The organism is Micromonospora carbonacea (assembly GCF_014205165.1).
In the GTDB taxonomy this organism is placed as follows: Bacteria; Actinomycetota; Actinomycetes; order Mycobacteriales; family Micromonosporaceae; genus Micromonospora; species Micromonospora carbonacea.
This window is the reverse complement of the sequence record NZ_JACHMZ010000001.1, coordinates 1,751,445-1,769,152: the sequence shown is the minus strand read 5'-3', so window position 1 is coordinate 1,769,152 and position 17,708 is coordinate 1,751,445. Positions and strand designations below refer to the sequence as shown.

At 73.6% G+C, this 17,708-nt stretch carries 17 protein-coding genes; 8 read left to right on the top strand and 9 right to left on the bottom strand.

Features of this window, described 5'->3' with window-relative positions:
- Positions 1 to 65: 65 nt before the first annotated feature.
- Entirely contained in the window at positions 66 to 1,034 is a 969-nt protein-coding gene (locus tag HDA31_RS07980) for a COX15/CtaA family protein (RefSeq protein ID WP_178065758.1), read from the top strand.
- Positions 1,035 to 1,052: 18 nt separating this feature from the next.
- Here HDA31_RS07980 and HDA31_RS07975 read toward each other — a convergent pair whose 3' ends face one another.
- From HDA31_RS07975 to HDA31_RS07965, 3 genes are all read right to left on the bottom strand, one after another.
- Positions 1,053 to 1,979, bottom strand: coding sequence for an ATP-grasp domain-containing protein (locus tag HDA31_RS07975; RefSeq protein WP_178067646.1), 927 nt, complete (start codon positions 1,977 to 1,979; stop codon positions 1,053 to 1,055).
- Between the two features lie 8 nt (positions 1,980 to 1,987).
- Positions 1,988 to 2,323, bottom strand: a complete 336-nt coding sequence (locus tag HDA31_RS07970; protein WP_074474333.1) for a hypothetical protein — start codon at positions 2,321 to 2,323, stop codon at positions 1,988 to 1,990.
- 229 nt (positions 2,324 to 2,552) lie between these two features.
- The gene (locus tag HDA31_RS07965) at positions 2,553 to 3,512 is read right to left on the bottom strand and encodes a heme o synthase (protein ID WP_178065759.1); all 960 of its coding nucleotides are present in this window, start codon (positions 3,510 to 3,512) and stop codon (positions 2,553 to 2,555) included.
- A 264-nt stretch (positions 3,513 to 3,776) separates the two neighbouring features.
- Here HDA31_RS07965 and tkt point away from each other — a divergent pair, with 264 nt between their 5' ends.
- The 7 genes from tkt (at position 3,777) to pgl (ending at position 12,440) form a co-directional block, all read left to right on the top strand.
- Complete coding sequence (gene tkt, locus HDA31_RS07960; RefSeq protein WP_178065760.1) at positions 3,777 to 5,915, top strand: transketolase; 2,139 nt, start codon at positions 3,777 to 3,779, stop codon at positions 5,913 to 5,915.
- 17 nt (positions 5,916 to 5,932) lie between these two features.
- Positions 5,933 to 7,111 (top strand): transaldolase, encoded by a 1,179-nt coding sequence (gene tal, locus HDA31_RS07955; RefSeq protein WP_178065761.1) that lies wholly within the window; start codon positions 5,933 to 5,935, stop codon positions 7,109 to 7,111.
- Positions 7,108 to 7,236: a hypothetical protein gene (locus tag HDA31_RS32040; RefSeq protein WP_260422022.1), complete on the top strand. Its 129-nt coding sequence runs from the start codon at positions 7,108 to 7,110 to the stop codon at positions 7,234 to 7,236. The genes tal and HDA31_RS32040 overlap by 4 nt, the downstream gene beginning before the upstream one ends.
- Entirely contained in the window at positions 7,233 to 8,864 is a 1,632-nt protein-coding gene (locus HDA31_RS07950) for a glucose-6-phosphate isomerase (protein WP_178065762.1), read from the top strand. The genes HDA31_RS32040 and HDA31_RS07950 overlap by 4 nt, the downstream gene beginning before the upstream one ends.
- Before the next feature lie 124 nt (positions 8,865 to 8,988).
- A complete protein-coding gene (gene zwf, locus HDA31_RS07945) occupies positions 8,989 to 10,503 on the top strand; it encodes a glucose-6-phosphate dehydrogenase (protein ID WP_074474338.1) in 1,515 nt (504 codons plus the stop codon).
- 31 nt (positions 10,504 to 10,534) lie between these two features.
- The gene (locus tag HDA31_RS07940; protein ID WP_178065763.1) at positions 10,535 to 11,551 is read left to right on the top strand and encodes a glucose-6-phosphate dehydrogenase assembly protein OpcA; all 1,017 of its coding nucleotides are present in this window, start codon (positions 10,535 to 10,537) and stop codon (positions 11,549 to 11,551) included.
- A gap of 118 nt (positions 11,552 to 11,669) precedes the next feature.
- The gene (gene pgl, locus HDA31_RS07935; protein ID WP_074474340.1) at positions 11,670 to 12,440 is read left to right on the top strand and encodes a 6-phosphogluconolactonase; all 771 of its coding nucleotides are present in this window, start codon (positions 11,670 to 11,672) and stop codon (positions 12,438 to 12,440) included.
- A 99-nt stretch (positions 12,441 to 12,539) separates the two neighbouring features.
- On the opposite strand, the gene HDA31_RS07930 is transcribed toward pgl, so the two are convergent.
- The 6 genes from HDA31_RS07930 to whiA form a co-directional block, all read right to left on the bottom strand.
- The gene (locus HDA31_RS07930) at positions 12,540 to 12,884 is read right to left on the bottom strand and encodes an RNA polymerase-binding protein RbpA (RefSeq protein WP_178065764.1); all 345 of its coding nucleotides are present in this window, start codon (positions 12,882 to 12,884) and stop codon (positions 12,540 to 12,542) included.
- 133 nt (positions 12,885 to 13,017) lie between these two features.
- Positions 13,018 to 13,284, bottom strand: a complete 267-nt coding sequence (secG, locus tag HDA31_RS07925) for a preprotein translocase subunit SecG (protein WP_043967510.1) — start codon at positions 13,282 to 13,284, stop codon at positions 13,018 to 13,020.
- 95 nt (positions 13,285 to 13,379) lie between these two features.
- Positions 13,380 to 14,171, bottom strand: a complete 792-nt coding sequence (tpiA, locus tag HDA31_RS07920; protein WP_074474342.1) for a triose-phosphate isomerase — start codon at positions 14,169 to 14,171, stop codon at positions 13,380 to 13,382.
- The gene (locus HDA31_RS07915; protein ID WP_074474343.1) at positions 14,171 to 15,370 is read right to left on the bottom strand and encodes a phosphoglycerate kinase; all 1,200 of its coding nucleotides are present in this window, start codon (positions 15,368 to 15,370) and stop codon (positions 14,171 to 14,173) included. The genes tpiA and HDA31_RS07915 overlap by 1 nt, the downstream gene beginning before the upstream one ends.
- Positions 15,367 to 16,371 carry a type I glyceraldehyde-3-phosphate dehydrogenase gene (gene gap, locus HDA31_RS07910; protein ID WP_043967506.1) on the bottom strand — a complete coding sequence of 335 codons (1,005 nt, stop codon included), beginning with the start codon at positions 16,369 to 16,371 and terminating at the stop codon, positions 15,367 to 15,369. Before gap ends, HDA31_RS07915 begins: the two co-directional genes overlap by 4 nt.
- 315 nt (positions 16,372 to 16,686) lie before the next feature.
- Positions 16,687 to 17,667, bottom strand: coding sequence for a DNA-binding protein WhiA (whiA, locus tag HDA31_RS07905; RefSeq protein WP_074474344.1), 981 nt, complete (start codon positions 17,665 to 17,667; stop codon positions 16,687 to 16,689).
- Between the last annotated feature and the right edge of the window lie 41 nt (positions 17,668 to 17,708).

Here is a 17,708-nt window from a genome sequence, read left to right as displayed (position 1 = left end):
CAAACCCGGGTGCCGGTGATCCGAACCACCGCAGCGCCGGAGTCACCCGATCGGGTTCCACTACGGTGCGTAGGATTCGCTCCGTGAAGCGATCCGTCCGGTTCCCGGTCTCCGCCACCCTGCTGCGCCGCCTCGCGCTCGCCTCGATCATTGCGAACGTGGCCATCGTGGTCACCGGCGGGGCGGTCCGGCTGACCGCCTCCGGCCTCGGCTGCCCCACCTGGCCCCGGTGCACCGACGCGTCGTACACGACGACCCAGGAGATGGGCGTGCACGGGGTGATCGAGTTCGGCAACCGGCTGCTCACCTTCGCCGTGGGCCTCATCGCCCTCGCCGTGGTGGTGGGGGTGCTGCTGCACGGGGCGCGGCGGCGGGAGCTGCTGCCGCTCGCGGTGGCGGTGCTGTTCGGCATCCCGTTGCAGGCGGTGATCGGCGGGATCACCGTGCTGACCAACCTCAACCCGTGGGTGGTGGGGCTGCACTTCCTCGCCTCGATGGTGGTGATCGCGGCCGCGTACGCGCTCTGGCGGCGCGTCGGCGAGCCGGACGGCCCCGCGACGCCCACCGTGCCGGGGCCGCTGCGGGCGCTGGCGCTGGTCACCACCGTCGTCAGCGCCGCGGTGCTGGTGATCGGCACCTGGGTCACCGGCAGCGGCCCGCACGCGGGCGACCACGGCGCGGCCCGCAACGGCCTCGACCCGGAGGCGATCTCGCAGGTGCACGCCGACGGGGTGTTCCTGCTGGTCGGGCTGTCGGTGGCGCTGGTCTTCGCGTTCCGCGCGGTCGGCGCGCGCCGGGCGGAACGCGCCGCCGTCGTGCTGGTCGCCGTGGAGCTGGGGCAGGGCGTGATCGGCTTCGTGCAGTACTTCACCCACCTGCCCGCCGTGCTGGTCGGCGCGCACATGCTCGGCTCGTGCCTGGTCCTGCTGGCCACCCTCGCCGTGCAGTGGTCGACCCGGGAGCGCCGCCCGGTCCAGGCGGACCGGGCGGCCGCGACGCCGCCGGCCGAGGTTCCCGTCCCGGTCGGCGCCTGACGCCCCGCCCCGGCCGCCCTAGCGGGGACGGGGCAGGCGGGCGAGGTGGGTGACGACGGCGTCGGCGAGCCGCTCGGGGGCCCCGTCGGCGTGCCCGAGGAACAGCGACGGCTCGGTCAGCTCCAGCTCGACCAGGACGGGCGCGCCGTCCGGGCCGGGGATCAGGTCCACCCGGGCGTAGAGCAGCCGCCGCGTGCCGCCGGGGACCGCCGCGAGCACCCGCTCGGCGACGGCGAGCTGCGCGGGGGTGGCCGTGCGGGGGGTGATCTCCTCGGCCTTGTAGAGCCCGTCGGGGCCGAGGTCGGGGCCGGTGAGCATCGGACCCTTGCGGATCGCGTGGCTGAAGGCGAGCCCGTCGGGGCCGGCGAGGAACAGCAGGGCCGTCTCCCCGGCGGTGTCCACCGCGGTCAGGTACGGCTGGACCATGGCGACCCGGCCCGCGTCCGACAGGCGGCGCAGGTGGGCCAGGGCCAGCTCGCGGTGCTCCGGGTCGGCGAGGTCGTAGCGGCCGGTGTCCTGGCTGCCGGCGCTGACCGCCGGCTTGATCACGTGCTCGCCGGTGGCGGGGGGCGTCCACGGCTCCCCCGGGGCCACCCAGCCCGTCGGCACCGTGGGCACGTGGGCCGCCGCCAGCTCGTCGAGGTAGCGCTTGTCGGTGTTCCAGCGCACCACGTCGGCGGGGTTGACCAGCCGGGGCACGGTGTCGGCCCAGGCCACGAACTCGTCGCGGCGCAGCGCGTAGTCCCACGGCGAGCGGAGCACGACCAGGTCGTACGCGGCCCAGTCGGCCGCCGGGTCGTCCCAGGCGGCGACGGTGGCCGCGATCCCCCGGGCGGCCAGGGGGGCCAGCAGCAGCCGGTCGTCGGGCTCCAGGTCGGGCAGGTCGGCGCAGGTGACGATGGCGACCCGGGGTTCCCCCCGGGTCGACTGGTGGTGGTCGGTCAAGTTGTCGGTCAACGGGCCATCGTGCGCCGGGCCATCGACCGCCAGAGGTCGTTGCTCGGGCGCATCTGGTCCATCAGCTCGCGCTCCCAGGCGTTCTCGACGGTGACCCCCGCCCTGGCGCACGCCTCGCGCGCGACGACGGTGTCGTCCGCGAACTGGTCGCCCCAGACCCCGTCGGAGCCGACGAGGACGATGCGTGCGCCGCGCTTGCCGACGTACTCGATGACGGCCTTCGCCCCGCCGTGCCCGGCGGCGAACGACTTGATGCCCGCGACCAGGCCGTCAGGGGTCTGGTCGGCGACGGTCTGCTGAGCCGTCAGCGTCGTATCGGAACCTTCTGCCATGACGCGAAGCCTAAGCAGAGTTCCATCCGGACGTGCGAGAACCATGAACTATTTGTGATGCCGATTACCCCGTGGTTTAAGGAGAACCACAGGTGTTTTGCCCGGTTATATGGGGACTCGGTGCGCCAAAGCGGCCTGGCAAAGTTACACGATCGTCACAAGTCGCGCGCGCCCGACCCAAGTCGGGAATGTCGCCCCGGATCGATGGCTCGGACGCCGGATCGACGGCTCAGACGAGCGCGTCGACGGCGACGGCAGCGAACAGGATGGTGAGGTAGACGTACGACCAGTGGAACAGCCGCATCGGCCGGACCGCGCCACCGGAGGCCACCTGCCGGCACAGCCGGTGCGCCTCGTAGACGAAGACCCCGCCCGACAGCAGCGCGGTCACGCCGTAGATCGCGCTCATCCCCAGCGGCCAGACGGCCAGCGAGGAGAGCAGCGTCAGCCAGGCGAAGCCGATGATCTCGGCGTTGACCCGGCGGGCCGAGGCCACCACCGGCAGCATCGGGATGCCGGCGCGGGCGTAGTCGGCCTTGTACTTCATCGCGAGCGGATAGAAGTGCGGCATCTGCCAGAAGAAGACCACCGCGAACAGCGCCCACGCCGCCGGGGCCAGCGAGCCGGTCACCGCGGCCCAGCCGATCAGCACCGGCGCGGCCCCGCACGCGCCGCCCCAGAAGGTGTTCTGCGGCGTGGTCCGCTTCAGCCACAGCGTGTAGACCAGGTCGTAGTAGGCGATCGCGGCCAGGGTCAGCCCGGCGGCCAGCAGGTTGGTGAACACCGCCATCAGCGTCACCGAGACCACCGCGAGCGCCAGGCCGAAGACCAGCGCGCTGCGCGGCGACACCGTGTGCGTCGGCAGCGGACGCCGCTTGGTGCGCCGCATGAGCTGGTCGATGTCCCGGTCGATGTAGCAGTTGAGGACGCTGGCCGCACCGGCGGCGAGCGAGCCGCCCACCAGGACCACCGCCATCAGCCACAGCGACGGCAGCCCGCCCTCGGCGAGCATCATCGCCGGGACGGTGGTCACCAGCAGCAGCTCGACGATGCGCGGCTTGGTCAGCGAGACGTACGCCGAGACCACCGCCCGGACGTCCCGCCGGGGCGCCACCGGGGCGCCTGGCACCGTGCGCACCGGCGGCTGCCCGGCAGAGTTGCTGACGGGGCGCTCGGTGATCGTGCTCACGGATTGCCACCTTCCGGCGTCGGCAGGGGGAGTCGGGTCGGTCGGACCCGTCGGGCCCACACACCGTCCCCACACACTACGCGTCGTCGTTTTCGCTGCCCGCGCGACCCGACCACGGTGCGGACCGTCACACCCCCGGTTGAACGGCGGAAACGCCCAACCGCGTAAAGAAGAGCATGCACAGATCCCGGGGCGGGGGTTTACCCCCGCTCGATAGGGTCATCCGAGAGGGTTCCGCCCAACTGCCGAGGAGTACGACACATCGTGGCTGCCAACCGACCTGAGCAACCCGCACTCAACTGGTCCGACCTCGACCGCCGGGCCGTGGACCTCGTCCGCGTGCTGGCCATGGACGCCGTGGAGAAGTCCGGCAACGGTCACCCGGGCACCGCGATGAGCCTCGCGCCCGCGGCCTACCTGCTGTTCAACCGCGTGATGCGGCACAACCCGGCCGACCCGAACTGGCCGGGCCGGGACAGGTTCGTGCTCTCCGCCGGCCACTCCAGCCTGACCCTCTACATCCAGCTCTTCCTCTCCGGCTACCCGCTCTCCCTGGACGACCTCAAGTCGCTGCGGCAGTGGGGCTCGCTCACCCCGGGCCACCCCGAGCACGGGCACACCCCGGGCGTGGAGACCACCACCGGCCCGCTCGGCCAGGGCCTCGGCAACGCGGTCGGCATGGCCATGGCGGCCCGCCGCGAGCGCGGCCTGTTCGACCCGGAGACCGAGCCGGGCGCGTCGGTCTTCGACCACGACGTGTGGTGCATCGCCTCCGACGGCGACATCGAGGAGGGCATCACCCACGAGGCCAGCGCCCTCGCCGGGCACCAGCAGCTCGGCAACCTCTGCGTGATCTACGACGACAACGAGATCTCGATCGAGGACGACACCCGCATCGCCAAGAGCGAGGACGTCGCGGCCCGCTACGAGGCGTACGGCTGGCACGTGCAGACCGTCGACTGGCGCGCCGGCGACGCCGACCAGGGCGACTACCACGAGGACGTCGAGGCGCTGCACCGGGCGCTGCTGGCGGCGAGGGCCGAGACCGGCCGACCCTCCTTCGTCGCGCTGCGCACCATCATCGGCTGGCCCGCGCCCAACAAGAAGAACACCGGCAAGATCCACGGCTCGGCGCTCGGCGCGAGCGAGGTGGCCGCCACCAAGGAGCTGCTCGGCTTCGACCCGGCGCAGAGCTTCCAGGTCGACGAGGACGTCCTCGGGCACGCCCGCCGGGTCCTGGAGCGCGGCGCGGCGGCGCAGCAGGAGTGGGAGCGGACGTACGCGGGCTGGGCCGAGGCCAACCCGGAGCGCAAGGCGCTGTGGGACCGGATGGCGCAGCGGGCGCTGCCGGAGGGCTGGACCGAGGCGCTGCCGACGTTCCCGGCCGACGCCAAGGGCGTGGCCACCCGGGCCGCGTCCGGCAAGGTGCTGGAGGCCCTCGCCCCGGTGCTGCCGGAGCTGTGGGGCGGCTCGGCCGACCTGGCCGAGAGCAACAACACCACCATGAAGGGCGAGCCGTCGTTCGTCCCGGCGGTGCACGCCACCAAGGACTTCCCGGGCCACGAGTACGGCCGCACGCTGCACTTCGGCATCCGCGAGCACGCGATGGGCGCGATCCTCAACGGCATCGCCCTGCACGGCGGCACCCGCCCGTACGGCGGCACGTTCCTGGTGTTCAGCGACTACATGCGCCCGTCGGTGCGGCTCGCCGCGCTGATGAAGCTGCCGGTGGTCTACGTCTGGACGCACGACTCGATCGGCCTCGGCGAGGACGGCCCGACCCACCAGCCGGTGGAGCACCTGACCGCGCTGCGCGCCATCCCCGGCCTGGACGTGGTCCGCCCGGCCGACGCCAACGAGACCGCGTGGGCGTGGCGGCAGGCCCTGGAGCACACCGACCGGCCGACCGCGCTGGCGCTGAGCCGGCAGGCCCTGCCGACGCTGGACCGGTCGACCCTGGCCGGCGCCGAGGGCGTCGTCAAGGGCGGCTACGTGCTGGCCGAGGCGTCGGGCGGCAAGCCGCAGGTGATCATCATCGGCACCGGCTCGGAGGTGCAGCTCTGCCTCACCGCCCGGGAGCGGCTGGAGGCCGACGGCACCCCCACCCGGGTGGTGTCGATGCCGTGCCAGGAGTGGTTCTACGAGCAGGACGAGGCGTACCGCGAGTCGGTCCTGCCGCGCGGGGTCAAGGCCCGGGTGAGCGTGGAGGCGGGCATCGCGATGTCGTGGCGCGGCATCGTCGGCGACACCGGCGAGAGCGTCAGCATCGAGCACTACGGCGCGAGCGCCCCGCACACGGTGCTCTTCGAGCAGTTCGGCTTCACCCCCGACCGGATCGTGGCCGCCGCGCACGCGGCGCTCACCCGGGTGGGCGACATCACCGGTTTCACGACCGGCAACTGAAGGGGAGCGAGGACGACATGACGGACAGGCTCAGCGAACTCACCGCCGCCGGGGTGGCGGTCTGGCTCGACGACCTCTCCCGGGTGCGGCTGAGCTCCGGCGGGCTGGACCAGCTCCGCCGGGAGCAGCACGTGGCCGGGGTGACCACCAACCCGACGATCTTCGCGAAGGCGCTCGCCGACGCCGACACCTACGACGGGCAGCTGCGCGACCTCGCCACCCGTGGGGTGGAGGTGGAGGAGGCGGTGCGCATGCTCACCACGTACGACGTGCGGTGGGCGTGCGACGTGATGCGCCCGTCGTACGACGGCAGCCAGGGCGTCGACGGCCGGGTCTCCATCGAGGTGGACCCGCGGCTGGCGCACGAGACGGAGAAGACGGTCGCCGAGGCCAAGGCCCTGTGGTGGCTGGTCGACCGGCCCAACCTCTACATCAAGATCCCGGCCACCGAGGCGGGCCTGCCGGCGATCACCGCGACCCTGGCCGAGGGGATCAGCGTCAACGTCACGCTGATCTTCGGCCTGGACCGCTACTCGCAGGTGATGGAGGCGTTCCTCGCCGGCCTGGAGCAGGCGAAGGCCAACGGCCACGACCTGTCGAAGATCGGCTCGGTGGCGTCGTTCTTCGTCTCCCGGGTCGACAGCGAGGTCGACAAGCGGCTGGAGAAGATCGGCTCCGAGCAGGCGAAGGCGCTGCGCGGCAAGGCCGCCGTGGCCAACGCCCAGCTCGCCTACGAGCGCTACAGCGAGGTGTTCTCCTCCGACCGGTGGCAGGCCCTCGCCGACGCCGGGGCGCACCCGCAGCGCCCGCTGTGGGCGTCCACCTCGACGAAGAACCCGGACTACCGGGACGTCATCTACGTCGAGGAGCTGATCGCCCCCGGCACGGTCAACACGATGCCGGAGTCGGTGATCCACGCGTACGCCGACCACGGCGAGACGCGCGGGGACACCGTCACCGGCGCGTACGACGCGGCCCGCCAGGTCTTCACCGACCTGGGGTCGGTCGGCGTCGACATGTCCGACGTGATCGGCGTCCTGGAGCGCGAGGGCGTGGAGAAGTTCGAGGCGAGCTGGCAGGAGCTGCTCGACGGGGTGCGCAAGTCGCTCGCCGCGGCGGGCCAGGGCACCGGGCGGCCCGGCCAGGCCGCCCAGGGCAACGCGGACAAGGCACAGCAGGTGGGTGGCAACGCGTGACAGACGGTCGTGGCGACGCCCCGGGGCACCGCCCCGCGGCGTCCCGCGCCGTCGACCCGTCGCCCCCGGGTCACCCCGTCGGCCCGCCCCCGGCGGACCGGTGGTGGGCCGGGGTGGCGACGTGAGCGACGCGCCGACGGCCAGCCCGGCGGACGCGTCCGCCGGGCTGGCCGTGCACGGCGCGGACCGGGTCGACCGGTCCGCGCCCGTCCGGCAGGCCCTCGTCGCCGGGGGCGTGCCGGCGCGGCTGGCGGCGCAGGACCCGACGCTGTGGGGGCCGGCGGCCGAGGCGACGGCGCGGACCCGGCTCGGCTGGCTGGACGCCCACCGCCGCGGCGTCGAGCTGCTGCCCCAGCTCGCCGAGCTGGCGGCCGAGCTGGGCGACCTCGACCACGTGGTGGCGGCCGGGACGGGCGGCTCCACGCTGGCCGCCGAGGCCGTCACCCGGGCCCTGGGCCGGCCGCTGACCGTGCTCGACACCACCGACGCGGGCCAGGTCCGCCGGGCGCTGGCCGACCGCCTCGACCGCACGGTGGTGGTGCTGGCCGGCGGATCCGTGGAGACCGACGGCCACTGGCGGGTCTACCGGCAGGCGTTCCTGGACTCCGGGCTGACCGCGGCGGAGGCGGGCCGGCACTTCGTGGTGGTCACCGACCCGGGTTCCCCGCTGGAGGCGGTGGCCGCCGGGCTGGGCGCGGTCACCGTGCCCGCCGACCCGCGGGTGGGCGGCCCGTACGCGGCGCTGACCGCGTTCGGGCTGGTGCCGGCGGCGCTGGCCGGCGTGGCCGTCGACGAGCTGCTGGAGCAGGCCGGCGCGCTCACCGGGGCGCTGGGCCGCGACGTCGACAACCCGGGGCTGGCGCTCGGCGCCGCCCTCGGCGCGGCGGCCACCGGCGGCCGGGACACGGTGGCCCTCGTGCCCGACGGCACGGGGCTCGACGGGCTCGGCGACTGGATCGAGCAGCTCCTCGCCGGGTCGACCGGCAAGGCGGGGCGGGGCCTCCTGCCGGTGGTGCTGGAGTCCCCCGCCGCCCCCGGCGGCGCGGGGCCCGACGTGCTCGCCGTCAGCTACGGCGGGTCGCTCTCCCCCGGCGCGGTGCCCGGCGGGGGCCGCGCCCCGGACGTGGCGGTCAACGGCCCGCTGGGCGCGCAGTTCCTCACCTGGCAGTACGCCACGGCGATCGCGGGGGCGGTGCTCGGGGTGGACCCGTTCGACCAGCCGGACGCCGCCGCGGGCCGGGAGCAGGTCGAGCGGTGCCTCGCCTCGGCCACGCCGGCCCGGCCGCCGTCGTCGACCGAGGGCGCGATCGAGGTGTACGCCCCGGCAGGCGGCCCGGCCGACCTGGCCGGCGCGCTGCGGCACCTGGTCGACGGCATCGACGCCAGCGGATACCTGGCGGTCCTGGCCTATCTCGATCGGCTCGGCGACGCCGAGGTCACCGGCCTGCGGCCGCTGCTCGCCGGGGCGACCGCCCGGCCGGTGACGTTCGGTTGGGGGCCGCGCTACCTGCACGCCACCGGCCAGTACCACAAGGGTGGTCCACAGGTAGGGAGTTTCCTTCAGTTGACCGGTACGGTCGGGGATGATCTGCCGGTGCCCGGAAAGCCGTACTCCCTCGGGAGGCTCCAGGCCGCCCAGGCCGCCGGCGATCGGTGGGCCCTGGCCCGCCGGGGCCGCCCGGTGCTGCGGCTGCACCTGACCGACCGGTCGGCGGGGGTGGCCCAGCTGCTCGCCGCGGCCCGGCAACTGTGAGCGTGACGATGGACGATGTGGAACCAGCGGAGCTAGGAGGCACCGTGCGTGCGAGGAGTGGGCCGGTCTTGCGAGCCCCGCAGTCGCGGACCGAGGTGACCCTGGTGGGTCCGGAGGTGATCCGGTGAACCCGCTGCGCGACCCGCAGGACCGGCGGCTGCCGCGGATCCCGGAGCCCTGCGCTCTGGTGATCTTCGGGGTGACCGGTGACCTGGCGCGGAAGAAGCTGCTGCCGGCGGTCTACGACCTGGCGAACCGGGGGCTGCTGCCGCCCGGCTTCGTGGTGCTGGGCTTCGCCCGGCGCGACTGGTGCGACGGCGACTTCGAGTCGCTGGCCCACGACGCGGCGAAGGAGCACGCCCGGACACCGTGGCGGGAGGAGGTCTGGGGCCGGCTGGCCGGCAACATCAAGTTCGTCGGCGGCTCGTTCGACGACGACGCCGCCTTCGACAAGCTCGCCCAGACCCTGAACAACCTGCGCGAGAGCCACGGCATCCACGGCAACGCGGCGTTCTACTTCTCGATCCCCCCGGCGGCGTTCCCCGTGGTGCTCAAGCAGCTCGCCCGCACCGGGATGGCCGACAACGAGAAGTGCGGCGGCTGGCGTCGGGTGGTGGTGGAGAAGCCGTTCGGGCACGACCTGCCGTCGGCCAAGGAGCTCAACGACCTCGTCGACGACGTCTTCACCCGGCAGGACGTCTTCCGGATCGACCACTACCTGGGCAAGGAGACCGTCCAGAACATCCTGGCCCTGCGGTTCGCCAACAGCCTGTTCGAGCCGCTGTGGAACTCCAAGTACGTCGACTCCGTGCAGATCACCATGGCCGAGGACGTCGGCATCGGCAGCCGGGCGGGCTTCTACGACTCGGTCGGCACGGCCCGCGACGTGCTCCAGAACCACCTGCTCCAGCTCCTCGCGCTGGTCGCGATGGAGGAGCCGACCAGCTTCGACGCCGACGAGATCCGCGCCGAGAAGCTGAAGGTGCTCAAGGCGATCACCCTGCCGAAGGACGTCTCGCGGGGCACTGTGCGCGGCCAGTACCTGCCCGGCTGGGTGGGCGGCCAGCGGGCCGTCGGCTACCTCGACGAGGACGGCGTGCCGGCCGACTCGACCACCGAGACGTACGTGGCGGTGGAGCTGGGCATCCAGAACCGGCGCTGGGCCGGGGTGCCGTTCTACATCCGGGCCGGCAAGCGGCTGCCCCGGCGGGTCACCGAGGTCGCCATCATGTTCAAGAAGGCCCCGCACCTGCCGTTCAACCAGGCCGACATGGAGTCCCTCGGCCCCAACCAGCTCGTCATCCGGGTGCAGCCCGACGAGGGCGTGGTGCTCAAGTTCGGCTCGAAGGTGCCGGGCACCACGATGGAGGTCCGCGACATCGCGATGGACTTCCAGTACGGCGAGGCGTTCACCGAGTCCAGCCCCGAGGCGTACGAGCGGCTGGTGCTGGACGTGCTGATCGGCGACCGTACCCTCTTCCCGGACGCCGCCGAGGTCGAGCAGAGCTGGGCGGTGGTGGACCCGCTGGAGCACGCCTGGGAGGGCACGAAGCCGGAGCCGTACCGGTCCGGCGAGTGGGGTCCGCGCGCCGCCGACGAGATGCTGGCCCGCGAGGGTCGGGCGTGGCGCAGAGCGTGAGCGAGCACAGCGAGCAGACCAGGAGGCTCCATTGATCGGGCTGTGGGACACCACCGGCAACGAGGTGGTCAAGGCGCTCGCCGCCGAGCGGCGCAGCGCGGGCGGGGTGGCCAGCGGCATGGCGCTCACCCTGATCGTGGTGGTCGACGAGAAGCGGGTCCGCGAGGCGGAGGCGGCGGCGACCATCGCCGCCGCCGCCCACCCGTGCCGGCTGCTCGTGGTGGTCCGCTCCGACATCGAGCGGGACCGCAACCGCCTCGACGCGGAGATCGTCGTCGGCGGGCGGCTCGGCCCGTGCGAGGCCGTGGTCACCCGGATGTACGGCCGGCTGGCGCTGCACGCCGAGTCGGTGGTGATGCCGCTGCTGGTGCCGGACGTGCCCGTGGTGACGTGGTGGCACGGCGAGCCGCCGGCCGAGATCGCGACGGACTTCCTGGGCGTCGTCGCCGACCGGCGGATCACCGACTCGGCGCAGGCCGACGACCCGATCGCGGCGCTGCGCCAGCGGGCCCGCGACTACGCGCCGGGCGACACGGACCTGGCGTGGACCCGGATCACCCCGTGGCGCACGCTGGTCGCCGGGGCGTTCGACACCACCGAGGCGCGGGTGACCGAGGCCCGGGTGGTGGCCCCGCCGACCGACCCGACGGCGGCGCTGATGTGCGGCTGGCTGACCAGCCGGCTCGGCATCGCCCCGCGCTGGGAGCCCGCGCCGGACGCGCCCAGGATGCGCGAGGTGCAGCTCAGCTGCGCCAACGGCGACGAGCTGACCCTCACCCGGGACGACAGCGTGGCGACCTTCCGGCGCACCGGGCAGGACGACCGGCAGTTGCCGCTGACCCGCCGGCCGCTCGGCGACGAGCTGGCCGAGGAGCTGCGCCGGCTGGACGCCGACCAGGTCTACGCCGAGGCGCTGGGGGCGATGGCCGGCCTCCGGGGGTTGCAGCAGCGACCCGCCCAGCGGGTGCACGTCTGGAAGGACCCGGCGACGGCGAAGCGGGCCGAGGCGGGGATCAGCGCCCACGCCGGCACGAGCACCAACGAGTGACGGGGTGGCCCGGGCCGACCACGGCGGTCGGCCCTGGGCCGCCGCCGACGCGACGGAGGGCCGGGTGGCCCGAGGGCACGACGGACCGCGAGGGCGGTCGGGAGGCGAAGGCACATAGATGAGTGAGGCGAGTGTCGCCGTGCACGCCGATGCCGACCTGCTGGCGCAGGCGGTGGCGGCCCGGCTGGTGGTGAGGCTGCTCGACGCGCAGGCCGAGCGGGGCCAGGCGTCGATGGTGCTGACCGGCGGGCGGATCGCCGCGGCCGTCTACCGCGCGGTGGCCGTGCTGCCGGCCCGGGACGCGGTCGACTGGTCCCGCGTCGACGTCTGGTGGGGCGACGAGCGGTTCCTGCCCGCCGGCGACCCGGAGCGCAACGAGACGCAGGCCCGCGCGGCGCTGCTGGACGGGCTGCCGCTGGACCCGGCGCGGGTGCACCCGATGCCCGCATCCGACGGCCCGACCGGCGACGACCCGGAGGCCGGGGCGGCCGAATACGCGGCCGAGCTGGCCCGCGCGGCCCGCCCGGGGCACGCCGCGCTCCCCCACTTCGACGTGCTGATGCTGGGGGTGGGCGAGGACGGGCACGTCGCGTCGGTCTTCCCCGAGCACCCGGTGCACCACGACACGCGGCCGGTGAGCGCCGTGCGGGGCAGCCCCAAGCCGCCGCCGGTGCGCACCACGCTGACCCTGCCGACGATCAACACGGCCGAGGAGGTCTGGCTGGTCGCCAGCGGCGCGGACAAGGCCCGCGCGGTGGGCATGGCGCTGGCCGGGGCCGGCCCGGTGCAGCTCCCGGCGGCCGGGGCGCAGGGCGTCAGCCGCACCCTGTGGCTGCTGGACCGGGCGGCGGCGGCCGAGGTTCCGCCGCGCCTGCGCAGCCTCCGCTGAGGCGTAAGGAAGGGCCCCCTGTTAACGCTTTCCGCATAGCAGGGGGCCCTTCTTAACGCTCCCGGCCCGGCAACCGGCCGGGCGCGGCGGGAGCCCCGCTCAGGAGCCACCCCTGCGGCGGCGCAGGGCGGCCAGGGCCTCCGCCAGCAGCGCCTCCCCCTGCTCGGGGGTGCGCCGCTCCTTCACGTACGCCAGGTGGGTCTTGTAGGGCTCGGGACGGGCCCGGCCCGGCGGGTCCGCCGGGTCCTGGCCGGCGGGGAGCCCGCAGCGCGGGCAGTCCCACAGCGTCGGCGGCGCCGCGTCGGCCGCGATGGGCACGTCGACCCGGTGGTCGTTGCGGCACCAGTAGCTGACCGGCCGGCGCGGGGCCGGCACGTGCCGCTCGCCGAGGCGTTCCGGCCCCGACCCGACCCGGGTGCCCCGGATGACGTTGCCACTCGTCACGCTGCTCGCTCCTGTCGTCGGAGGGGACCGCCGCGCAGGCGGGCGGCGGCGACGCGGTGCAGCACAGAAACAACTGCGCGCGGTCCGTCGGTGACGGACCGCGCGCAGATTGTACGACTCGGCGGGCTCGCTCTCAGGCCCCGCTGCCGCTGCCGACCTGGAGGCGCAACCAGAGCCCCAGCCCGACGATGCAGGCGAACCAGACGATGCCCACCAGGACCGTGTAGCGGTCGAGGTTCTTCTCGGCCACGGAGGAGCCGGCAAGGCTGGAGCTGACCCCGCCGCCGAACATGCTCGACATACCGCCGCCCTTGCCGCGGTGCAGCAGGATCAGCATGGTGAGCATGATGCTCGTGATCGTCAGCAACACGATCAACGTGTATGCGAACCAGATCGGCATGGCTGGGGTCAGTCCTCTCGTAGCGATCCTCGCCCGGACAGGTCGGGCACTGCGGCACCGGCCGGTGGACGGGCGGAGTCAAGGATAGCGAGCCTTCAGCGGCTGATGTGCTCCGGGAACCGGCAGATCTTGGCGAATTCCTCGCCGTCGAGGCTCGCGCCGCCCACCAGGGCCCCGTCCACGTCCGGCTGGGCCATGATCGAGGCCACGTTCGAGGACTTCACCGACCCGCCGTAGAGGATGCGCACCTGGTCGGCGGTCGCCTGGTCGTAGGTCTCGACGAGGCGCTTGCGCACCTCACCGCACACCTCCTGGGCGTCCTCCGGGGTGGCGGTCTTGCCCGTCCCGATCGCCCACACCGGCTCGTACGCCACGACGACCTTGGTGACCTGCTCCGGGGTGAGCCCCCGCAGCGCGCCGTCGAGCTGGTCGCAGCAGTGCGGCACGTGCCGCAGCTGCTCGCGCACCTCCAGGCCCTCGCCGATGCACAGGATCGGGGTGAGCCCGTGGGCCAGCGCGGCGGTCACCTTGTCGTTGACCAGCGCGTCGTCCTCGTGGTGGTACTGCCGCCGCTCGGAGTGGCCGACCACCACGTAGGTGCAGCCGAGCTTCGCCAGCATCGCCCCGGAGATGTCCCCGGTGTACGCCCCCGACGGGTACGGCGACAGGTCCTGCCCGCCGTAGCCGATGAGCAGCTTGTCGCCCTCGATCGCGGTCTGCACGGTGCGCAGGTCGGTGAAGGGCGGCAGCACGACGCACTCGACGTCGGTGAGCTGCTGCGCGGTGAGGCTCGCGGCCAGCTTCTGCACCAGCAGGTTGGCCTCGAGGTGGTTGAGGTTCATCTTCCAGTTGCCAGCCATCAGCGGCCGGCGGGTGATCGCCGCCATCAGTCCTCCAGCGCCGCGATGCCGGGGAGGGTCTTGCCCTCCAGGTATTCCAGCGACGCGCCGCCGCCGGTGGAGATGTGCCCGAACGACGACTCGTCCAGCCCGAGGGCACGGACCGCCGCCGCGCTGTCGCCGCCGCCGACCACGCTGAACGCGTCGGCCTTGGTGATCGCCTCGGCCACGCCCCGGGTGCCGTTCGCGAACGCCGCCATCTCGAACACGCCCATCGGGCCGTTCCAGAAGATCGTCTTCGCGTCGGCGAGCGCGGCGGCGAAGCCGGCCACCGTCTCCGGGCCGATGTCCAGCCCGAGCCGGTGACTCGGGATGGCGTCGGCGCGGACCGTGTCGTGCGCCGCGTCGGGGGCGAAGGCGTCCGCCGCCACCACGTCGACCGGGAGCAGGATCTTGCCGTCGGCCCGCTCCAGGAGGTTGCGGCAGGTCTCGACCATCTCCTCCTCCAGCAGCGAGGTGCCCACCTCGTGGCCCTGGGCCTTGAGGAACGTGAAGCACATCCCGCCGCCGATGAGCAGCCGGTCGACCTTCGGCAGCAGCGCCTCGATCACCGCGAGCTTGTCGGAGACCTTCGAGCCGCCGAGCACCACCACGTACGGGCGCTCCGGCTCGCCGGTGAGCTTGGCCAGCACCTCCACCTCGCGCAGCACCAGGCGGCCCGCGACGTGCGGCAGCCGGGCCGGCACGTCGAAGACGCTGGCGTGCTTGCGGTGCACCGCGCCGAACGCGTCGTCGACGTACGCCTCGCCGAGGGCGGCGAGCTGGTCGGCGAACGCGCCCCGCTCCGCCTCGTCCTTGCTGGTCTCGCCCTTGTTGAAGCGCAGGTTCTCCAGCAGCGCGACCTCGCCGTCGGCGAGCGCCTCGACCGTGGACCGGGCGGACTCGCCGACGGTGTCCTCGGCGAACCGCACCTGCGCGCCGAGCAGCTCGCCGAGGCGGGCCGCGACCGGACGCAGGCTGAACTGCGGGTCGGGCGCGCCCTTCGGGCGGCCCAGGTGCGAGAAGACCACGACCTTCGCGCCCGCCCCGGTCAGGGCGGTCAACGTCGGCAGCACCGCGCGGATGCGGCCGTCGTCGGTGATCGCGCCGGTCTGCTTGTCGAGCGGGACGTTCAGGTCGGCGCGCACGAGCACGCGCCGACCCGACACCCCCTCGGCGAGCAGGTCGTCGAGGTTGCGGATGGTCACAGCGACTGACCCACCAGCTTGACCAGGTCCACCAGGCGGTTCGAGTAGCCCCACTCGTTGTCGTACCAGCCGACGACCTTGACCTGGTTGCCGATGACCTTGGTCAGCGGCGCGTCGAAGATGCACGACGCCGGGTCGGTGACGATGTCGGCGGAGACGATCGGGTCCTCGTTGTAGACCAGGACGCCCTTGAGCGGGCCCTCGGCGGCGGCCTTCAGCGCGGCGTTGACCTCGTCGACCGAGGTCTCCCGGCCCACCTCGACGGTGAGGTCGGTGGCCGAGCCGGTGGGGATCGGCACCCGCAGCGCGTACCCGTCGAGCTTGCCCTTCAGCTCCGGCAGCACCAGGCCGATGGCCTTCGCGGCGCCCGTGGAGGTCGGGACGATGTTCAGCGCGGCGGCCCGGGCGCGGCGCAGGTCCTTGTGCGGCGCGTCCTGGAGGTTCTGGTCCTGGGTGTACGCGTGGATGGTGGTCATCAGACCCTTGGTGATGCCGAACGTGTCGTGCAGCACCTTCGCCATCGGGGCCAGGCAGTTGGTGGTGCAGGAGGCGTTCGAGATGATCGTGTGCTTGGCCGGGTCGTACTGGTCGTGGTTGACGCCCATGACGACCGTGACGTCCTCGTTCTTCGCCGGGGCGGAGATGATGACCTTCTTGGCCCCGCCGTCGACGTGCGCCTTCGCCTTGGTGCCGTCGGTGAAGAAGCCGGTCGACTCGATGACCACGTCGGCCCCGACCTCGCCCCACGCCAGCTTCGCCGGGTCGCGCTCGGCGAACGCCTTGATGGTCTTGCCGCCGACGGTGATCTCGTCGGCCGTCGCCTTGACCTCGTGCGGGAGGCGACCCAGGATGCTGTCGTACTTGAGCAGGTGGGCGAGCGTCGCGTTGTCGGTCAGGTCGTTGACGGCCACGACCTCGATGTCCGCGCCGGACGCCAGCACGGCCCGGAAGAAGTTACGGCCGATGCGGCCGAAGCCGTTGATGCCAACCCGGATGGTCACAGGTCCCATCTCCTCGCGTTCTTATCCGCCGGCGTGGAATCGGACCGGCGAAGTGGTGTGCGCCGACCGTTGGAGTCGGCCGTTGACAGTTCGTGTCGGCCACCCCGCCGCGGCCCGAGAGAACCTGACCGCCCGAGGCGGTGTGCACGGCGAGAGTGCCGGTGCCGGCCCCCTTGCCGTACGCAACGACCCTATCCGAGCGCGTGGCGGCGCGGTGCGCCGGGTGGTGATCCGCTGCGCGCTCCCGGGGCCGGCGCGCGCTCCGGTCGACGCGCGGCGGGACGGGCCCGCCGCCCGCCCACCGCCACCGTCCTATCAGACCACGAGCATGTCGGGCGTGACGGCCGCTTCCGTATCCGGGATGCCCAGGTCACGGGCCCGCTTGTCGGCCAGGGCCAGCAACCGGCGGATCCGGCCGGCGATCGCGTCCTTGGTCAGCGGCGGGTCGGCGAGCGCCCCCAGCTCCTCCAGGGACGCCTGCCGGTGCTCCAGGCGCAGCCGGCCGGCGGAGGTGAGATGGTTCGGCGCGTCCTCGGCGAGGATCTCCAGCGCCCGCGTCACCCGGGCGGCGGCGGCCACGGCCGCCCGCGCCGAGCGGCGCAGGTTGGCGTCGTCGAAGTTGGCCAGCCGGTTGGCGGTGGCCCGCACCTCGCGGCGCACCCGGCGCTCCTCCCAGGCCAGCACGCTGGAGTGTGCTCCTATGCGGGTGAGCAGCGCCGCGATGGCGTCACCGTCCTTGACCACCACCCGGTCCACCCCGCGCACCTCGCGGTTCTTCGCGGTGATGCCGATGCGCCGGGCCGCGCCGACCAGCGCCAGCGCCGACTCCGGGCCCGGGCAGGTGATCTCCAGCGCGCTGGAGCGGCCGGGCTCCGTCAGCGAGCCGTGCGCCATGAACGCCCCCCGCCACGCGGAGACCGCGCAGCAGACGTTCGCGGCCACCACGTGCGGCGGCAGGCCCCGCACCGGGCGGCCCCGCACGTCCAGCAGCCCGGTCTGCCGGGCCAGGGCCTCGCCGTCCTTGACCACCCGGACGATGAAGTGGCTGCCCTTGCGCAGCCCGCCGGAGGCGAGCACGTGGATCTCGCTGGAGTAGCCGTAGACCTCCGCGATCTCCCGGCGCAGCCGCCGGGCCACCGCCCCGGTGTCCAACTCGGCCTCGACCACCACCCGGCCGGAGACGATGTGCAGCCCGCCGGCGAAGCGCAGCAGCGCCGCCATCTCCGCCCGCCGGCAGCAGGGCTTGGGCACGTCGACCCGGCTCAGCTCGTCCTTGACCGCAGCCGTCATCGCCATTGTGCGCCCCCTCACGGACCGGTTCCGGCGTGTCGCCGGAG

Excerpts from the sequence above, each read along its gene's own strand:
- tal (WP_178065761.1), top strand. The coding sequence starts at position 5,933 with ATGACGGACAGGCTCAGCGAACTCACCGCCGCCGGGGTGGCGGTCTGG.
- HDA31_RS07970 (WP_074474333.1), bottom strand. The coding sequence starts at position 2,323 with ATGGCAGAAGGTTCCGATACGACGCTGACGGCTCAGCAGACCGTCGCC.
- tpiA (WP_074474342.1), bottom strand. The coding sequence starts at position 14,171 with ATGGCGGCGATCACCCGCCGGCCGCTGATGGCTGGCAACTGGAAGATG.
- secG (WP_043967510.1), bottom strand. The coding sequence starts at position 13,284 with ATGCCGATCTGGTTCGCATACACGTTGATCGTGTTGCTGACGATCACG.
- whiA (WP_074474344.1), bottom strand. The coding sequence starts at position 17,667 with ATGGCGATGACGGCTGCGGTCAAGGACGAGCTGAGCCGGGTCGACGTG.
- pgl (WP_074474340.1), top strand. The coding sequence starts at position 11,670 with ATGAGTGAGGCGAGTGTCGCCGTGCACGCCGATGCCGACCTGCTGGCG.